We start from the raw sequence: 18,077 nt of genomic DNA, 5'->3' as shown, positions 1-18,077 counted from the left end.
GCGTTACACGACCGCGACCGTCGTGTAACGGGCCCGTAACAGGACAGCCCGGTCGGGCCCGTCAGAGGACGTCGCTGCGGCCGCTCAGCTTGAGGGCGTCGACGACCGACTTGACGCGCTGAGCGTTCGCCGTCGTGGTCACCAGGAGGGCGTCCGGCGTGTCGACCACGATGATGTCGTTCACCCCGATCAGCGAGATCAGCCGGCCGCTGTGGCCGACGACGATGCCGCTGGAGGCGTCCGCGAGCACGCGGGCGTTCTCGCCGAGGATGGCGAGGTCGCTCTTGCGCCCGCCGGAGTGCAGCTTGGCGATCGAGGCGAAGTCGCCCACGTCGTCCCAGTCGAAGGCGCCGGGGATCACCGCGAGGCGGCCCGCGGCCGCCGCGGGCTCGGCGACCGTGTAGTCGATCGCGATCTTCTCGAGGCCCGGCCAGATGCGGTCCACGACGGCGCCCCGGCGCGGGGTGTCCCACGCCTCGGCGAGCTCCTCGAGGCCCGCGAGCAGCTCCGGGCGGGTCTCGCCGAGCTGCTCGAGGAGGCGGTCGGCGCGCGCGATGAACATGCCCCCGTTCCAGAGGTAGTCGCCCCCGGCCACGTACCGCTCGGCCGTCTCGAGGTCCGGCTTCTCGACGAACGACTCGACCCGCAGGGCGCTCGGCGCGCCCTCGACGGCGAGGGCGTCGCCCGCGTGGATGTAGCCGAAGCCGATGGCGGGCTCGGTCGGGGTGATGCCGATCGTGGCGATGTACCCGGCGTCGGCGGCGACGATGGCCTCGCCGACCGCACGCTGGAAGCCGCGGGTGTCGGCGATGACGTGGTCGGCCGCGAACGAGCCGATGATGACGTCCGGCTCGCGGCGACGGAGGATCGCCGCGGCGAGGCCGATGGCCGCCGTGCTGTCCTTCGGCTCGCTCTCGAGCACCACGTTGTGGTCGGCGAGCGTGGGCAGCTGGGCCTCGACGGCCGCGCGGTGCGCGCGGCCGGTCACGACCATGATGCGCTGCTCCCCCGCGAGGGGCGCCAGGCGGTCCCAGGTGCCGCGCAGCAGCGTCGAGCCGCTGCCCGTGAGGTCGTGCAGGAACTTGGGGGCGTCGGCACGGCTGAGGGGCCAGAGCCGGGAGCCGATGCCGCCGGCGGGGATGATGCTGTAGAAGCGCTCGACGCTCTCGGGGATGCTCATGACGGCCACCCTAGCGACGGGACGGTCGGGAGCCGGCGGGGCGCGCCTCCGGGGCGGGCACCCGGGGCGGCGCTGCCCGTGGGGCCCGTCGTCGCCGCCCGTTCACGAGGCCGCCACGGCCCGGCCACGGCAGGGCCCCGCCCCGGCCACGCCCCGGGCGGAGCCTGGGAGGACGCCGAGCCGAGGAGGTCCCCATGAGGGTCGCCATCGTGACCGAGAGCTTCCTGCCCACCGTCAACGGGGTGACGACGAGCGTGCTGCGGGTGCTCGACCACCTGGAGCGACGCGGCCACGAGGCCATCGTCATCGCTCCCGCGGGCCGGGGCCACGACTCCTACGGCCCCGCCAGGGTCCACCGCGTGCCCAGCGTGGCCTACCGGCAGTTCCCCGTCGGGCTGCCCTCGCCGGTCGTGGCGGGGGCCCTCGCGGACTTCTGCCCCGACGTCGTCCACGTCGCCTCCCCCTTCCTCCTCGGCGGTCACGCGATCGCGGCGGCGGCCCGCCTCGGCCTGCCGAGCGTCGCGGTCTTCCAGACCGACGTCGCCCGCTACGCGAGCACCAGCGGCCTCGGCCCGGTCACGGCCGCGGTGGCCTGGCGCCTGGTCCGACGGCTGCACGAGCAGGCCACCGTGACCCTCGTGCCGTCGTCGGCCTCACTGCGCGACCTGCGCCGCGCCGGGGTCGACCGGCTCGCGACCTGGGGGCGCGGCGTCGACTCGGTGCGCTACCACCCCAACCGGCGCTCGGGCGAGGGCTCCGCGGCCTTCCGGGCGGCGGTCGGCGCGAGCCCCGGGGAGGCGCTGGTCGGCTACGTGGGACGCCTCGCCCCCGAGAAGCAGGTCGAGCGCCTCGCGGCCCTGCACCGTACGCCCGGCACGCGCCTCGTCGTGGTGGGCGACGGGCCGGCGCTGCCGTCGCTGCGGCGGCGGCTCCGGCACCTCGACCCGGTCTTCACCGGCGCGCTGCACGGCGACGAGCTGGCGGACGCCTACGCGGCCCTCGACGTCTTCGTGCACACCGGCGTGACGGAGACCTTCGGGCAGACAGTCCAGGAGGCGCACGCCAGCGGGACGCCGGTCGTCGCGCCGGCCGCGGGCGGGCCCCTCGACCTCGTCCGGCACGGCGTCGACGGGTTCCTGGTCGATCCCCTGCACGACCACTCGCTCCGCCGGGCCGTCCGGCTGCTGGTCGACGACCCGGCCCTGCGGGCCCGGTTCGGCGAGGCCGGGCGCCGGGCCGTCGTCGGCCGCACCTGGGAACGCCTCGGCGACGAGCTGCTCGGGCACTACGCCGACGCGGTGGCCGCCCCGGCGGTGCCGGCCCGCGCCTCCGCCCGGGCCCGACAGCTGTCGGCGACGAGCTGACCGTCTCTCGACATCGAACTAGTTAGGGCAGCCTCGGCAGCGGTGGCCGCCGCGCGTTCCGTATGCTCGGGGTGTTCTGAGAACACACGGTGGACACGGCTGTCCTCCCTGACCACAGCCGACCGCCCCAGCCGCGAGGAGGGCAGCTCATGGCCGAGCAGTCGACGGGAACACTGGCGTCACCGGGCACGCCCTCGGGGCGACCTGGTGCACCGACCATCAGCGAGCCGCAGCGCGCGAAGCGCTTCCAGGGCACGCTCTACCGCGGCCGTGAGGGCATGTGGTCGTGGGTGCTGCACCGCATCACCGGCGTGAGCATCTACTTCTTCCTGCTCGTGCACATCCTCGACACGGCCCTCGTGCGGATCAGCCCCGAGGCCTACGACGCAGTCATCGGCACGTACAAGAACCCGGTGATGGGGCTCGGCGAGACCGGCCTCGTCGCCGCCATCCTCTTCCACGCCCTCAACGGCCTGCGGATCATCCTGATCGACTTCTGGAGCGCGGGCACCAAGCACCAGCGCGTCATGTTCTGGGTCGTGATCGGCCTCTGGGCCGTGCTGATGCTCGGCTTCGCCCCCCGCCACCTCATGAACGTCTTCTCGGAGTAGAGCGATGACCACTGAGACCATCGAGGCCCCCCGGTCGGCCCGCACCGCCCAGCGCAGCACCAACTGGGAGAAGTGGGGCTGGATCTACATGCGCGCGAGCGGGCTCGTGCTCGTCGTGCTGATCTTCGGCCACCTCTTCATCAACCTGCTCGCCGGGGAGGGCGGCGTCAAGGCGATCGACTTCGCGTTCGTGGCGGGCAAGTGGGCCGACCCGTTCTGGCAGGTCTACGACACGCTCCTGCTCTGGCTGGCGCTGATCCACGGCTCGAACGGCATGCGCACGATCGTCAACGACTACGTGGGCCGCCCCACGACCCGCAAGGTCTTCCTCGGCGCCCTGGTCGTCTCCAGCGCCGTGCTGCTGCTGCTCGGCTCGCTCGTCATCTGGACCTTCGACCCCTGCCCCGCCGGCGCCCCGGCCGACCTGCTCCCCTCGATCTGCTCCCGCTGACCCTCGGCGGGCGCCGCGCCGGAGCCCCACGACCGACCACCCCGTCCACCTGCACCACGTCCCACCTGGAAGCACCGTGACCACACCTGCACCCTCCGCCCAGAGCTCCGTCGTCGACGGCATCCACTACCACCAGCACGACATCGTCATCGTCGGTGCCGGAGGGGCGGGGATGCGCGCGGCCATCGAGGCCGGGCCGAACGCCAGCACGGCGGTCATCTCGAAGCTCTACCCCACGCGATCGCACACCGGCGCCGCCCAGGGCGGCATGGCCGCGGCCCTCGCCAACGTCGAGGACGACAACTGGGAGTGGCACACCTTCGACACGGTCAAGGGCGGCGACTACCTCGTCGACCAGGACGCCGCCGAGATCCTCGCGAAGGAGGCGATCGACGCCGTCCTCGACCTCGAGAACATGGGCCTGCCGTTCAACCGCACCCCCGAGGGCAAGATCGACCAGCGGCGCTTCGGCGGCCACACGGCCGAGCACGGCAAGAGCCCCGTGCGTCGTGCCTGCTACGCGGCCGACCGGACCGGCCACATGATCCTGCAGACGCTGTACCAGAACTGCGTCAAGCACGGCATCGAGTTCTTCAACGAGTTCTACGTCCTCGACCTGATCATGGGCGAGGTCGACGGCGTCGAGCGCCCCGCGGGCGTCGTCGCCTACGAGCTCTCGACCGGCGAGCTGCACGTCTTCCAGGGCAAGGCCGTCATCTTCGCGACGGGCGGCTTCGGCAAGATCTACAAGACGACGTCGAACGCGCACACGCTGACGGGCGACGGCGTGGGCATCATCTGGCGCAAGGGCCTCCCGCTGGAGGACATGGAGTTCTTCCAGTTCCACCCCACCGGCCTCGCGGGCCTCGGCATCCTCCTCTCCGAGGCCGCCCGCGGCGAGGGCGCCATCCTCCGCAACAGCGAGGGCGAGCGCTTCATGGAGCGCTACGCGCCGACCATCAAGGACCTCGCGCCCCGCGACATCGTCGCACGGTGCATGGCCACCGAGATCCGCGAGGGCCGGGGCGGCGGTCCGCACAAGGACTACGTCTACCTCGACATCACGCACCTCGACCCGGCCGTCATCGACGCGAAGCTGCCCGACATCACGGAGTTCGCCCGCACCTACCTCGGCGTCGAGCCCTACACCGAGCCCGTGCCCGTCCTCCCCACGGCGCACTACGCGATGGGCGGCATCCCCACCAACGTCCACGCCGAGGTGCTCCGCGACAACACGACCGTGGTGCCCGGGCTGTACGCCGCGGGCGAGTGCGCCTGCGTCAGCGTGCACGGCTCGAACCGGCTCGGCACCAACTCGCTGCTCGACATCAACGTCTTCGGCAAGCGCGCCGGCAACAACGCCGTCGAGTTCGTGAAGACGGCCGAGTTCGTGCCGCTGCCCGACGACCCGGCCGGCTTCGTGCGGGGCCTCGTCGACGACGTGCGGTCCGCCACCGGCACCGAGCGCATCGCGACCCTGCGCAAGGAGCTGCAGGACAGCATGGACCGCAACGCCCAGGTGTTCCGCACGGAGGAGACCCTCGACGAGGTCACCCACGTGATCGCCGACCTGCGCGACCGCTTCAAGAACATCTCCGTGCAGGACAAGGGCAAGCGGTTCAACACCGACCTGCTCGAGGCGATCGAGCTGGGCTTCCTGCTCGACCTCGCCGAGGTCGTGGTCTACTCGGCCCGCTCCCGCCAGGAGAGCCGCGGCGGGCACTTCCGCGAGGACTACCCGACGCGCGACGACGAGAACTGGCTGGTGCACACGATGGCCTACCTCACCGGCGACGCGCACTCGTCGCTCGCGGGCGACCACATCCGCCTCGACACGAAGCCCGTCGTGATCACGAACTACCAGCCGATGGAACGGAAGTACTGAGCATGAGCACCGCTGTCCTCGAGAACGCCCCCGCCGGCGCCGACGCGATCCCCACCTTCACCGCCACCCTCATCATCCGACGGTTCGACCCGGACGTCGACACGGAGCCGCGCTGGCAGGACTTCGACGTCGAGGTGCTGCCCACCGACCGCGTCCTCGACGCCCTGCACCAGATCAAGTGGGAGCAGGACGGCTCGCTGACCTTCCGTCGCTCGTGCGCCCACGGCGTCTGCGGCTCCGACGCGATGCGCATCAACGGGCGCAACCGGCTCGCCTGCAAGACCCTGATCAAGGACCTCGACATCACGCAGCCGATCTACGTCGAGGCCATCAAGGGCCTGCCGCTCGAGAAGGACCTCGTCGTCGACATGGAGCCCTTCTTCCAGTCGTACCGCGAGATCCAGCCGTTCCTGATGGCCTCGTCGAAGCCGGAGAAGGAGCGCATCCAGAGCGCGACGCAGCGCGAGCGCTTCGACGACACCACAAAGTGCATCCTCTGCGCCGCCTGCACCTCGAGCTGCCCCGTCTTCTGGACGGACGGCCAGTACTTCGGCCCCGCCGCGATCGTCAACGCACACCGCTTCATCTTCGACTCCCGCGACGAGGGCGCCCAGGTGCGCCTCGACATCCTCAACGACAAGGAGGGGGTGTGGCGCTGCCGCACCACCTTCAACTGCACCGAGGCGTGCCCCCGCGGCATCCAGGTGACCCAGGCCATCGCCGAGGTCAAGCAGGCCGTGCTCCGCGGGCGGGCGTAGCCCCCGGCGGCACCGCCGAACGACGACGAGAGGCCCGGACTCCCCCAGGGGGTCCGGGCCTCTCGTCGTGTCGGGCGACCGTCGGCCGCCCGGGGCCGTCGTGACGGGGACGGGTCAGTCGTCCTCGACGATGCACGTCGCGTCGAGCCCGAGCGCCAGGCGCAGGGCCACGGAGACGCCGGCCTCCCCCGCCTCGGTCAGGGGCGCCACGGCGTCGACCCAGAAGACGGGGAGGCGCACCTCGGGAGGGTGCGGCAGCAGCCGTTCGACCTCCCCCACCGTGGCCAGCTCCCGCGCGCCCCACACGGTGAGCAGGGGCTCTCCGCCCTCGGCGAAGACCTGCAGGGCGTCGCCCTCGTCGATCTCGCGGACGCCGTACGACTCGTCGACGGCGCGCGCCGCAGTGGCGAGGTCGAGGGCGTCGGGGACGCTGGGGCTCAGGATCGTGATGTCACGGGGCACCGGGAGGCGCCTCCTCGTCGTCGTGCTGCTGGTCGTCGTCGTCGGCCTCGCCCTCGCGGGGGCGGCCGGCCCCCGCGACCCCGACGGCGCCGTCGACCACGCTCTCGTGCAGGAGGTCGGCCTCGGCGAGGTCCTCCTCCCAGGCCTGGAGCAGCGGCGTGGCCACCATGGTGGCGAGCCGCTCGGGCCCCACGGCGTCGAGGGTGTCGTGCAGGGCGTCCCAGCCGGAGGTGCTCGCGTCGCCGAGCGGCACGACGTAGGCGGGCAGCCGCGGCCGGCCCACGACCACCACGGGGCGGGTCGCGGGGAGGGCCGACAGCTCGAGGCCGAGCCGCTTGACGGAGGGCGCGCCGATGAGCAGCGCGACCGGGTTCGGCGGCGGGTACGTCTTGGCCCGCACGCAGCGGTCGACGTCGCCCTCCCGCGCCACGACGAGCGCGAAGGTGGGCAGCGACGACCCGGCGATGACGGAGAGCGCCTCGGTGAGGCGCGCGATCGCCGCGTCGAGCGTCCGTCGGGCGTCCTCCCCGTCCGCGCCCGAGCCCTCGGTGACGGTCTCCGCGACGGGCACGTCGATGGTCACAGCGGTGGTCTCCTCGATGCCGTGCTCGGTCACCCGGGCCGTCACGGTGCCCGAGAGGTGGGGGCCCTCCACGACGACCCGTACGGTCTCCGGGGCGGCGTGCCGGGCGTGCTGCGTGAGGACCCAGCGGTCCCAGTCGTGCAGGAGGGGCTCGGAGCTGCCCCAGGAGGCGGGGCCGGAGCCGGAGACGGCCGTCCCGAGGGCCTCGAGCGCGCCTCCCAGGCTGGTGTCGTGGGAGGCGCGGTGCAGCACCGTGAGGTCGACGCTGAGCTGGGGGGCGGTGCCGACGGCGGCCGGCACGTCGACCGGGACGACCGGGGCGAGGGGGTCCTCCTGGGGCCGGCCGGCGGCGTCGACGTCGGCGTAGGGCAGGCCGGTCAGCCCGTCGCGGAGCGCCCCGGCCTCGTCGTGGACCGCCCAGGCCCCGCCGGCGTCGACGAGCGCGGCGCGCACGCCGACCGTCAGCCGCGAGCGGTCGCTCGTGACGAGGACGACCCGCCGACGACTGCGGCGTCGCGCGAGGAGGTCGGCGAACGGCGCGCTCAGCCGCACGACCCGGGCCCGGCTGTCGACCCGGACGACCTGCGCGGTGACCGCGTCGACCATCGGGTGTCGTATAGGGGTGCCCACGGGGACAGTCTGCTCCACGCCCCTGCGCGCTGACCGGTCCGAGCCCGGCGTCCCCCGGATCAGGGCACGGCCCGGCCGGGGCGCATATGCTTCTCGTGCCGTCCTGCCGGGCCCCGACCCGTCGCCGGCACCGCCCCCGATCACCGACCACGACCGAGAGGCCGCGCCGACATGGACGTCCCCCGCCAGCAGCAGCTCCAGAACGACATCGCCGAGCGCTTCGCCGCCAGCCTCGAGGGCACCGACTGGGCGGAGGCCACGCTGCAGCTGCTCGAGGTGGGCTCGGTCTCGCGCCTCTGGGTCGACGCCGTCGACGCGGCGGGCAGCAGCCGCACGGTGGGCACGGTGCCCGACGTCGCCGCCCTCGGCGAGCAGCTCCGCGAGGTCATGGCCGACCCGGAGAAGGGCGCGTGGTTCTCCCTCTCGCTCACCGTCTCGCGCGACGGCTCGTTCACCGCCCGGTTCAACCTCGACCGACGCGTCTGGGTGAACCCGGGCTCGCCGTTCGAGCCCGGCGACGCCGGGGTGCTGCCGTCGGACGCCGACTACGCCGCCGACCTCGAGCGGTTCCCGCGCGCGGAGCGCTACCGGCCCGAGTGGCTGCCGGCCGCCGCCACTGCCGAGGCGACGGGCACGGCCTCCGCGACCCCCGCCTCCGTCGCCCTGCCCACCGCCCTCGCGGCCCTCGAGGGCCGCTGGGGCTGGCCGGGCGTGCTCGAGAGCGTCGCGCAGCAGACGGCGACGGCGCCGGTCTCGTCGGTGACCGGAGCAGACGTGGCCGGAGCGGACGAGGGCGCGACGTCGAGCGACTCCCCCGTGCTCACCGTCGACCAGCTGGCTCCCCTCGTGCGCGAGGCCGTCGTCGCCGACGTGATCGCCCCGCACCGCGTCGCGACGCTGCTGCGCCTGCACGAGGAGGCCGTCGCGGCCGGGCTGCTGCCCGGCGTCGAGGGCGCCGACGCCGTCGACGGCGACCTGTCGCTCGAGGAGGCGCGGGTCGCGGCCCCGGAGATCGTCGCGGCCGTCGAGGCCGCGGTCGGCCAGGTCGTCGACGCCGTGGTCGCCGCCCACCTGCAGCAGGCCGTCGCGGGCTGAGGCCAGGGGGGCGCGGCGCGGCGTCGGGCGCGGCGTGCGGCGGGTGCGGGCCGGGATCGCCCGGCCCGCACCGCTGCCGGGCTAGCCGGCGAGGGCCTCGGCGGCCTGACGGGCCCTGGCGGCGGTCGTCGCGGCGACCGCGGCGGCCGCGAGGGCCTTCGCCTGCTCCAGCGTGTGCTTCGACAGCTCGAGCCGGACGTCGGCCAGGGCGGCCGGGGTCATCGACAGGGTGGTCGCCCCGAGCCCGACGAGCACGACGGCGAGCAGCGGGTCGGCCGCCGCCTCGCCGCAGATGCCGACCGGCTTCGAGGCGGCGCGGCCGGCCTCGCCGAGCGTCGACACCAGGCGGAGCACCGCCGGGTGCCACGGGTCCTGGTAGCTGGCGACCGAGCCGAGCATGCGGTCGGCGGCGAGCGTGTACTGCGTGAGGTCGTTCGTGCCGATGCTCACGAAGTCCGCGGTCTGCATCACCTGGTCGGCGAGGACGGCCAGCGAGGGCACCTCGGCCATGACGCCGACGGTGCGGAGGCCGAGCTCGCGGCCGAGGGAGACGAAGTACTCGGTCTCCTCCGCGTCGCTCACCATGGGCGCCATCACCCAGAGGTCCGCCGTGGTGGCGGCCTGGGCCGCGGCGAGCGCCGTCAGCTGGTCGCGGAGGATCTGCTCCTTGACCCGCAGCGCGCGCAGGCCGCGGAGGCCGAGGGCGGGGTTCTCCTCGTGGGCGTCGTTGAGGAAGGCGAGGGGCTTGTCGGCCCCGGCGTCGAGGGCCCGCACGACGACCTTGCGGCCGGGGAAGGCCTCGAGCAGGGCGGTGTAGCTGGCGGTCTGGCTCTCGACCGTCGGGGCCTGGCTCGCGCCGAGGAACAGGAACTCGGTGCGGAAGAGGCCGACCCCCTCGGCGCCGAGCGCGACGGCGCCCGCGGCCTCGTCGGGCGAGCCGAGGTTCGCGAGCAGCGGCACCGCGTGGCCGTCGGCGAGGGCGCCGTCGGTGAGCGGGGCGGCCGCGGCGGCCCGGCGGTCGGCGATGCGCTGCTCGGCGGCGGCCACCTCGTCGGCGGAGGGGTCGACGGTGACGACCCCGGAGACGGCGTCGGCGACGACGACGGTGCCGTCGACCAGGTCGAGGGCACCGGTCACGCCGACGATCGCCGGGATCGACTTCGAGCGCGCGAGGATCGCGGTGTGCGAGGTGGGGCCGCCGTCGCGGGTGATGAGCGCGAGCACCTTGTCGAGGTCGAGCAGCGCCGTGTCGGCCGGGGCCAGGTCGGGAGCCACCAGCACGAAGGGCGAGTCGCTCTCGGGCACGCCGGGGGCGGGCACGCCGCGGAGGGCGGCGATCACGCGCTGGGCGACGTCGCCCAGGTCGGTCGCGCGCTCGGCCATGTAGCCGCCCATGCCGACGAGCATCTCCTGGAAGGCGCCGAAGGCCTCGAAGACCGCCCGCTCGCCCGTGACGCCGCCGTCGATGCGCTGCTCGACGTCGTCGACGAGGGTCGGGTCCTGGGCCATGAGGGCCTGGGCGTCGAGGACGTCCTTCGCCTCGCCGCCGGCCTTCTCGCCGCGCGCGGTCAGGTCGGCCGCGACGGCCTCGAGCGACTCGCGCACGCGGGCCAGCTCGGTCGACGCGTCGGCGGTGCGCGCCTCGGTGCCGGGTTCCGGCAGCGGCTCGGGCATCCTCAGGACGGGGCCGACGGCCACTCCACGTCCGACGCCAACGCCCTGTAGTGCCACGGTCGTACCTCTTCATGCTCGGGTGTGGACGGCGCACACGGGAGGGGCGGCGCCGCACGGTCGTCCACATCGTACGCGAGCGGGCCTGTCCGTCCGCGGCCCCTCGGCGCGCGGGCACCTACGCTGGGGGCATGCGACGCCGACCCGACGACGAAGCGACTGCGCCCCCGGCCCCCGCCCCCGCGACGCCCGCGGGTCCCTCCGCGGCGGCGCGGCTGCTCGGGTCGCGCCTCGTCCGCGTGGTCGGGCGCCACGTCGCCTCGAAGGGGCCGCTGCTCGCGGCCGGCCTCACGTACCAAGCGCTCTTCGCCCTCTTCTCGGCCCTCTGGGTCGGCTTCAGCGTGGCGGGCTTCGTCGTGGCGGGCGACGTCGTCCTCCGCGACGAGCTCGTCGTCTTCATCCAGTCGGCCGTGCCCGGCGTGATCAAGGACGACTCGGGAGCAGGGGTGGTCGAGCCCGGCGCCCTCATGAACGCCTCGGTCTTCGGCTGGACGGGCACGGTCGCGCTCGTGGGGCTGCTGTTCGGGTCGGTCCGCCTGTTCGGCAGCATGCGCGACTCCGTCCGCACGGTCTTCCGGGCCCCGACGCCCGCCCCGTCGCTGATCGTCCTCGTGCTGCGCGACCTGGCCCTCGCCGTGGCCTTCGGCGTGGCCGTCCTCGTCTCGGCGTCGATCTCCCTGCTGAGCACCACGGCGGTGACCTGGGGCCTGCACCTCGTCGGCCTCTCCACGGCGTCCGCGGCGTCCGTCGTGCTGCTGCGCGTCGTGGCGCTCGTCCTGGTCTTCGCGTTCGACACCGCGGTGCTCGTCGCGCTCTTCCGGGTGCTGGCCGGCCTGCACATCCCCGGCCGGCGACTCCTCGCGGGGTCGGCGCTCGGCGCGGCCGGCTTCGTGCTCATCACCTTCGTCGGCGGCACCCTGCTGCGGGCGGCCGGGTCCAACCCGCTGCTCGCGTCGTTCGCCGCCATCGTCGGCCTCCTGCTCGTCATCAACCTGCTCTGCCAGGTGCTGCTGCTCGCCGCGGCGTGGATCGCCGTCGGGCTCGACGACATCGGCGTGCGGGCCGACCCCCGCGAGGAGGCCGAGCGGCTGCGCCGCCTCGAGGAGGAACGGCTCGCCCAGGAGGCGCGGGTCGTCTCCGCCCCCCGGCGCGCGGCGTCGCGGGTGCGGGGCCTCGCCGCCCACGTCGCACGGGCCGCCGGGTCGGTGCGGCGCCGGGGCGGCGACGTCGGCGGCCGCCGGTAGTCTCGTCGGCATGTCACAACGCCTCCGACTCGCGTCCGTCAACGTCAACGGCATCCGCGCCGCGTACCGCAAGGGCATGGGCGAGTGGCTGGCCGACCGCGACGTCGACGTGCTGACCCTGCAGGAGGTGCGGGCCACCACCGACGACCTCGAGGGCCTGCTCGGCCCCGAGTGGAACGTCATCCACCACCCCGCCACCGCGAAGGGCCGCGCCGGCGTCGCCATCGCGTCGCGCGGCGCCGCGGTCATCCACCGCGTCGAGCTCGGGCCCGACGACTTCGACAGCGCCGGCCGCTGGATCGAGGCCGACTACGACGTCGACGGCACGATCGTCACCGTCGTGAGCACCTACGTGCACTCGGGCGAGGTCGGCACCGAGAAGCAGGACGAGAAGTGGCGGTTCCTCGACGCGATGTCGGAGAGGCTCCCGCAGCTCGCGGCGCACTCCGAGCTCGCCGTCGTGACGGGCGACCTCAACGTCGGCCACCGCGAGCTCGACATCAAGAACTGGAAGGGCAACGTCAAGCGCGCCGGCTTCCTGCCCCGCGAGCGCGCCTACTTCGACCGCTTCTTCGGCGAGGCCGGCCAGCCCGTCGAGACCGTCGACGGCAGCGGCGGCACCGGCCTCGGCTGGGTCGACGTCGGGCGCCGTCTCTCGGGCGAGGTCGAGGGGCCGTACTCGTGGTGGTCGTGGCGCGGCCAGGCCTTCGACAACGACACGGGCTGGCGCATCGACTACCACGTGGCGACCCCGGCCCTCGCCGAGCGCGCCTCGGGCTACACGATCGACCGCGCCGCGTCGTACGACAAGCGCTGGTCCGACCACGCTCCCGTCGTCGTCGACTACGACATCTGACCCGCACCGCCCCCTCACGAGGACACCATGACCACGCTCCCCCCCTCCCCCGCCCCGGCCGCCCCGACGGGCGCCAAGCCCCGCCTGTTCTCGGGCATGCAGCCGTCGGCCGACTCGCTGCACATCGGCAACTACGTCGGCGCCCTGCTGCAGTGGCGCGAGATGCAGTCGACGCACGACGCGCTCTTCTGCGTCGTCGACATGCACGCGATCACCGTGGCCCAGGAGCCGGCGACGCTCCGCGAGTCCACGCGGCGCACCGCGGCGCAGTACATCGCCGCCGGCATCGACCCGGAGCGCTCGACGCTCTTCATCCAGTCGCACGTGCCGGCGCACGCCCAGCTCGCGTGGGTGCTCAACACCCTCACCGGCTTCGGCGAGGCCAGCCGCATGACCCAGTTCAAGGACAAGGCGGCGAAGCAGGGCGCCGACACGGCCTCGCTCGGCCTCTTCGCCTACCCGACCCTGATGGCCGCCGACATCCTCCTCTACGGCGCGCACGAGGTGCCGGTCGGCGACGACCAGCGCCAGCACGTCGAGCTGACGCGCGACCTCGCGAACCGCTTCAACTCGCGCTTCGGCCCGACGCTCGTCGTGCCGGAGGCGGTCGTCCAGGCGGAGGGCGCGCGGGTCTACGACCTGCAGTCCCCGGAGTCGAAGATGAGCAAGTCGGCGGCCACCGAGGCCGGCGTGGTGTGGATGCTCGACGAGCCCAGCCGCACCGCGAAGAAGATCAAGTCGGCCGTGACCGACGCCGAGCGCGAGATCCGCTTCGACCGCGGCGCGAAGCCCGGGGTCTCGAACCTGCTGACCATCCTCTCCGCCTTCACCGAGACCCCCGTCGCCTCGCTGGAGGAGCAGTACGCGGGTCGCGGCTACGGCGACCTCAAGAAGGACGTCGCGGAGGCGGTGGTCGAGACGTTCACCCCGATCCGCGCCCGGGCGCTCGAGCTGCTCGACGACCCCGCCGAGCTGGACCGCGTGCTGGCCGGCGCCGCCGACCGGGCCGGGGAGATCGCCGAGGCGACCCTCGCCACCGTGTACGAGCGCATCGGGTTCCTCGCGAGGGCCTGACGGTGCGCGCGTTCACGCTCCGGTCGCCGCTCGTCGAGCTGCGAGCCCCAGACTCGAGCGACGTCGAGGCGATCGTCGCGGCCTGCCGCGACCCCGAGACCGTCCGCTGGACGACCGTGCCCTCGCCCTACGAGCGCTCCGACGCCGAGTTCTTCCTCGACCGGATCGTCGACCACGGCTGGGCCACGGGGCGGGAGATGACCTGGGGCCTCCGGGCGCCCGGGTCGTCCGAGCTGGTCGGCGTGGTCAGCGTGCGGACGGCGGGCCGCGACGTCGGCTTCTGGACGGCGCCGGCGGCCCGGGGCCGAGGCCTCATGACCGAGGCGGTGCGGCTGGTGGTCGACTGGGCCCTCGGCGAGGGAGGCCTGCCCGAGGTGCGATGGGAGGGCCACGTCGGCAACGTCGCCTCGGCCGCGGTCGCCCGCCGCGTGGGCTTCCGCTACCTCGGAGAGGCGCCCGGCCTGCACCCGGGGCGCGACGGGGAGCACCCCCTGTGCTGGACGGCCCGGCTCGGCGCCGACGACGACCGCGAGCCCGCACCGGGCTGGCCCGTGCCCCTCGCCGGGGAATTCCCGGGTGCCGCCCGCGTTGGGTCGAGGGTCGACGCGCCCGTCGGGTCCGACGACCGCCGTCCCGCCGTGACCCCCGACCCGGCACCGACCCCGTCCGCCCCGCCGACCACGACCCCGCCGACCACTCCCCCGGAGACCCCGTGACCCTCGCCCCCGCCGTGCTCGAGACGGCCATGCGCCGCGCCCTCGAGCTGGCGGCCCGCGGCACGCCGCTCGGGGTCAACCCGCGGGTCGGCTGTGTCCTGCTCCGGCCTGACGGCACGGTCGTCGGCGAGGGCTGGCACCGCGGCGCCGGGACGGCGCACGCCGAGGTCGACGCCCTGTCGCAGCTGGCCCCCGGCGAGGCCCGCGGCACGACCGCGGTCGTGACCCTCGAGCCCTGCGACCACACCGGGCGGACGGGGCCCTGCAGCGAGGCCCTGCTGGCGGCCGGCGTCGAGCGCGTCGTGTACGCCGTCGGCGACCCCGGTCGTGACTCGTCGGGAGGGGCGGAGCGGCTCCGCGCCTCCGGCGTGGACGTGGTCGGCGGGGTGCTCGAGGCCGAGGGCCGCGAGTTCCTGCACCGGTGGCTCACGGCCGTGGAGCTCCGCCGCCCGTTCGTCACGCTCAAGTGGGCGTCGAGCCTCGACGGCCGCGTGGCCGCGGCGGACGGGTCGAGCCGCTGGATCACCGGCGAGGCCGCACGCCGCGACGTCCACGACCGGCGGGCCGGGCACGACGCGATCCTGGTCGGCACCGGCACCGCCCTCGCCGACGACCCGTCGCTCACCGCCCGCGACGACGACGGCCGGCTGCTGCCCGAGCAGCCCCTGCCCGTCGTCGTCGGCGACCGCGAGCTGCCCGCCGGGGCCGCCCTCCGCGCACACCCCCGCGGGCTCGTCCGGGCGACGACCCACGACCTCGCCGCCGTGCTCGACGACCTGTGGCGGCGTGACGTCCGGAGCGTGCTCGTCGAGGGCGGGCCGACCGTGGCGAGCGAGGTCGTGCGGCGCGGGCTCGTCGACGAGTACCTCGTCTACCTCGCCCCGACGCTGCTCGGCGGGCCCCGGACGGCCCTCGACGACCTCGGCGTCGACACCATCGACGACCAGCGCCGACTACGCGTCGTGAGCACCGCCATGCTGGGCGACGACCTCCTCGTCGTGGCCCGCGCCCCGCACCGGAGGACCCCGTGACCGACACCCCCGCCGCCGCCGACACCCCCACCGCCGGGCCCTCGGCCGCCCCCGCCGTCTCGTCGCAGGTGCGGTTCGAGGTCGAGACGACCGTCCCGACGAGCCACGGCACGTTCCGCATGCGCGCCTACGCCGACACCCTGACCGGGGCCGACCACATCGCGATCGTGGCGTCCGCCCCCGACGGCTCGCCGCCGCGCGACGGTGCCCTCGTGCGGGTGCACAGCGAGTGCCTGACGGGCGAGGCCCTCGGCTCGCTGAAGTGCGAGTGCGGCCCTCAGCTCGACGCCGCCCTCGACACGATCCACGCCCACGGCGGCGTGGTCGTCTACCTGCGCGGCCACGAGGGCCGGGGCATCGGCCTCGTGGCGAAGCTCCGCGCCTACCGGCTCCAGGAGGACGGCCTCGACACGCTCGACGCCAACCTCGCCCTGGGCCTCCCCGCCGACTCCCGCGACTACGGCGCGGCGGCCGACATGCTGCGCGACCTCGGCGTCACCTCGATCCGGCTGCTGAGCAACAACCCGGAGAAGCGGCGCCAGCTGGCCGCGCACGGGATCGCGGTCACCGAGACCGTGCCGCTCGTCGTCGGCGTCGGCACGTTCAACGCCGGCTACCTCGACACGAAGCGCGACCGGATGGGCCACGAGCTGCCGGACGACCTCGCCGGGGCCTGACCCCGCGTCGACGACGGTCGTCGCCCAGACGTCCGCCGCGACGCCGTCGCGGAGGTAAGCTGGGAGGACGCTGTCACGAGCAGCGCCCCGCACCACCGGCGACGTGCGCCCACCGAGCTCCGCACCAGCCGCCTCCGCCACCTGCAGCGCACACCTCGCGCCGGGCGACGTCGAGGCCGTCGCCCGTCCGCACCCGCCGCCCTGCCTGCCGCTCCGGAGCCCCCATGTCTGCCAGCACCGTCGCCTCGTCGACGCCCCCCGCCCCTCCCGCCAACAAGCGCTCGCGCGTCATCGTCGCGAGCCTCGTCGGCACCTCGATCGAGTTCTACGACTTCTACGTCTACGCGACGGCCGCCGTGCTCGTCTTCCCGACCGTCTTCTTCGCGAACGACGACCCCGCCGTCGCGCGCCTCGCCTCCTTCGCGGTCTTCGGCGTCGCCTTCATCGCCCGACCCGTCGGCTCGGTGATCTTCGGGCACTTCGGCGACCGCATCGGCCGCAAGGGCACCCTGGTCGCCTCCCTGCTCACGATGGGCGTCGCGACGGTGCTGATCGGCTGCATCCCCGCCGGCACCACGCCCGGCTGGGCCGTCGCCGGCCCCGCCTGCCTCGTCGTGCTGCGCTTCTGCCAGGGCCTCGGCCTCGGCGGCGAGTGGAGCGGCGCCGCCCTGTTGGCGACCGAGAACGCCCCCGCGAAGCGCCGGGCGATCTACGGCACCTTCCCGCAGCTCGGCGCCCCGATCGGCTTCATCATCGCGAACCTGCTGTTCGTCGTGCTCAACAGCACGCTCACGGAGGAGCAGTTCCTCAGCTGGGGCTGGCGCCTGCCCTTCCTGGCCAGCGCCGTGCTCGTCGTGATCGGCCTCTACGTCCGCTTCAAGCTCATCGAGACGCCGGCCTTCCAGAAGGTCGTCGACTCGGGCAACGTCGCGACCCTGCCCCTCGCACGGGTGTTCTCGACGAGCTGGCGCCCGCTCATCCTCGGCACGTTCATCATGCTGGCGACGTACACGCTCTTCTACCTGATGACGACGTTCACCCTGACGTACGGCACCGCCCCCGCGGAGGGCGCGGCGCCGGGCCTCGGCATCGCGCGCAACCAGTTCCTCTGGATGCTCATCCTCGGCGTCGTCTTCTTCGGCGTCTTCACGCTCGTCTCCGGCCCGCTGGCGGAGAAGTTCGGCCGCCGCGCCCTGCTGATCTGCGTCACCGCGGGCATCCTCGTCTTCGGCTTCCTCTTCGCCCCGCTCTTCGCGGCGGGAGCGCTCGGCGCCCAGGCGCTGCTCATCATCGGCTTCGTGCTGATGGGGCTGACGTTCGGGCCGATGGGCGCCGTGCTGCCCGAGCTGTTCCCGACCAGCGTCCGCTACACCGGCTCGGCCATCAGCTACAACGTCGCCAGCATCCTCGGCGCGGCCGTCGCGCCGTTCATCGCCGTGGCGCTGTGGCAGGCCGCCGGGGGCAGCACCTGGCTGGTGGGGCTGTACCTGTCGTCGATGGCGGTGCTGACGCTGATCGCCCTGCTGCTGAGCTCGGAGACCCGCGACGTGCAGTACGAGACCTCGAGCTGACGGGCCGCACCGCGCCTCCTGCACGACCCCGGCCCGCTCCCCTCGGGGGGCGGGCCGTCAGCGTCCCCCGACAGGCGGCTCGCGGCCACGCGGCAGTACCCTCGACTCGGTGCCCGTGACCCCGGTCGCGTCGCGCCCACCGGTCGCGACCCGTCGCC

The 18,077-nt window shown here is 74.2% G+C and carries 16 protein-coding genes and 1 pseudogene; 13 read left to right on the top strand and 4 right to left on the bottom strand.

Going from position 1 to position 18,077, the window contains the following annotated elements; all coding sequences use genetic code 11:
- Window positions 1–61: 61 nt before the first annotated feature.
- Window positions 62–1,180 (bottom strand): mannose-1-phosphate guanylyltransferase, encoded by a 1,119-nt coding sequence (locus JOE43_RS07980; protein ID WP_209516762.1) that lies wholly within the window; start codon window positions 1,178–1,180, stop codon window positions 62–64.
- 194 nt (window positions 1,181–1,374) lie between these two features.
- Here JOE43_RS07980 and JOE43_RS07975 point away from each other — a divergent pair, with 194 nt between their 5' ends.
- The 5 genes from JOE43_RS07975 to JOE43_RS07955 all read left to right on the top strand — a co-directional run bounded on the left by JOE43_RS07975 (window position 1,375) and on the right by JOE43_RS07955 (window position 6,249).
- Window positions 1,375–2,544: a glycosyltransferase family 1 protein gene (locus JOE43_RS07975; RefSeq protein WP_209516759.1), complete on the top strand. Its 1,170-nt coding sequence runs from the start codon at window positions 1,375–1,377 to the stop codon at window positions 2,542–2,544.
- A 149-nt stretch (window positions 2,545–2,693) separates the two neighbouring features.
- Entirely contained in the window at window positions 2,694–3,155 is a 462-nt protein-coding gene (gene sdhC / locus JOE43_RS07970) for a succinate dehydrogenase, cytochrome b556 subunit (RefSeq protein ID WP_082514271.1), read from the top strand.
- Window positions 3,156–3,159: 4 nt separating this feature from the next.
- Entirely contained in the window at window positions 3,160–3,606 is a 447-nt protein-coding gene (locus JOE43_RS07965) for a succinate dehydrogenase hydrophobic membrane anchor subunit (RefSeq protein WP_167258631.1), read from the top strand.
- A 76-nt stretch (window positions 3,607–3,682) separates the two neighbouring features.
- Window positions 3,683–5,491: a succinate dehydrogenase flavoprotein subunit gene (gene sdhA, locus JOE43_RS07960; protein WP_209516756.1), complete on the top strand. Its 1,809-nt coding sequence runs from the start codon at window positions 3,683–3,685 to the stop codon at window positions 5,489–5,491.
- A gap of 2 nt (window positions 5,492–5,493) precedes the next feature.
- Entirely contained in the window at window positions 5,494–6,249 is a 756-nt protein-coding gene (locus tag JOE43_RS07955; RefSeq protein ID WP_167258628.1) for a succinate dehydrogenase iron-sulfur subunit, read from the top strand.
- Between the two features lie 114 nt (window positions 6,250–6,363).
- On the opposite strand, the gene JOE43_RS07950 is transcribed toward JOE43_RS07955, so the two are convergent.
- Both JOE43_RS07950 and JOE43_RS07945 read right to left on the bottom strand, forming a co-directional pair.
- The gene (locus JOE43_RS07950; RefSeq protein ID WP_209516753.1) at window positions 6,364–6,711 is read right to left on the bottom strand and encodes a hypothetical protein; all 348 of its coding nucleotides are present in this window, start codon (window positions 6,709–6,711) and stop codon (window positions 6,364–6,366) included.
- The gene (locus JOE43_RS07945) at window positions 6,701–7,900 is read right to left on the bottom strand and encodes a DUF6177 family protein (protein ID WP_209516750.1); all 1,200 of its coding nucleotides are present in this window, start codon (window positions 7,898–7,900) and stop codon (window positions 6,701–6,703) included. Before JOE43_RS07945 ends, JOE43_RS07950 begins: the two co-directional genes overlap by 11 nt.
- Window positions 7,901–8,095: 195 nt before the next feature.
- Between JOE43_RS07945 and JOE43_RS07940 the strand changes: the two genes are divergently transcribed.
- Window positions 8,096–9,019: a hypothetical protein gene (locus JOE43_RS07940; protein WP_209516747.1), complete on the top strand. Its 924-nt coding sequence runs from the start codon at window positions 8,096–8,098 to the stop codon at window positions 9,017–9,019.
- 81 nt (window positions 9,020–9,100) lie between these two features.
- On the opposite strand, the gene ptsP is transcribed toward JOE43_RS07940, so the two are convergent.
- Entirely contained in the window at window positions 9,101–10,750 is a 1,650-nt protein-coding gene (ptsP, locus tag JOE43_RS07935) for a phosphoenolpyruvate--protein phosphotransferase (RefSeq protein WP_209516745.1), read from the bottom strand.
- Window positions 10,751–10,881: 131 nt separating this feature from the next.
- Here ptsP and JOE43_RS07930 point away from each other — a divergent pair, with 131 nt between their 5' ends.
- The 7 genes and pseudogenes from JOE43_RS07930 (at window position 10,882) to JOE43_RS07900 (ending at window position 17,919) form a co-directional block, all read left to right on the top strand.
- On the top strand, window positions 10,882–11,994 hold the full coding sequence (locus tag JOE43_RS07930; RefSeq protein WP_209516742.1) for a YihY/virulence factor BrkB family protein: 1,113 nt from the start codon (window positions 10,882–10,884) through the stop codon (window positions 11,992–11,994).
- Window positions 11,995–12,004: 10 nt separating this feature from the next.
- A complete protein-coding gene (locus JOE43_RS07925; RefSeq protein WP_056053214.1) occupies window positions 12,005–12,850 on the top strand; it encodes an exodeoxyribonuclease III in 846 nt (281 codons plus the stop codon).
- A gap of 27 nt (window positions 12,851–12,877) precedes the next feature.
- Window positions 12,878–13,924: a tryptophan--tRNA ligase gene (gene trpS, locus JOE43_RS07920; RefSeq protein WP_209516740.1), complete on the top strand. Its 1,047-nt coding sequence runs from the start codon at window positions 12,878–12,880 to the stop codon at window positions 13,922–13,924.
- 2 nt (window positions 13,925–13,926) lie between these two features.
- A complete protein-coding gene (locus tag JOE43_RS07915; protein ID WP_209516737.1) occupies window positions 13,927–14,640 on the top strand; it encodes a GNAT family N-acetyltransferase in 714 nt (237 codons plus the stop codon).
- 29 nt (window positions 14,641–14,669) lie between these two features.
- Complete coding sequence (gene ribD, locus JOE43_RS07910; RefSeq protein WP_209519136.1) at window positions 14,670–15,671, top strand: bifunctional diaminohydroxyphosphoribosylaminopyrimidine deaminase/5-amino-6-(5-phosphoribosylamino)uracil reductase RibD; 1,002 nt, start codon at window positions 14,670–14,672, stop codon at window positions 15,669–15,671.
- A 62-nt stretch (window positions 15,672–15,733) separates the two neighbouring features.
- A pseudogene (ribA, locus tag JOE43_RS07905) lies at window positions 15,734–16,348 on the top strand (GTP cyclohydrolase II); the annotation flags it as partial.
- 224 nt (window positions 16,349–16,572) lie between these two features.
- Complete coding sequence (locus JOE43_RS07900) at window positions 16,573–17,919, top strand: MFS transporter (RefSeq protein WP_167258608.1); 1,347 nt, start codon at window positions 16,573–16,575, stop codon at window positions 17,917–17,919.
- The last annotated feature ends 158 nt before the right edge of the window (window positions 17,920–18,077 follow it).

The sequence above is a fragment of the Frigoribacterium sp. PvP121 genome, assembly GCF_017833115.1.
Lineage (GTDB): Bacteria > Actinomycetota > Actinomycetes > Actinomycetales > Microbacteriaceae > Frigoribacterium > Frigoribacterium endophyticum.
The sequence above is the reverse complement of the archived record's forward strand: the minus strand, read 5'-3'. Positions and strand labels throughout refer to the sequence as shown.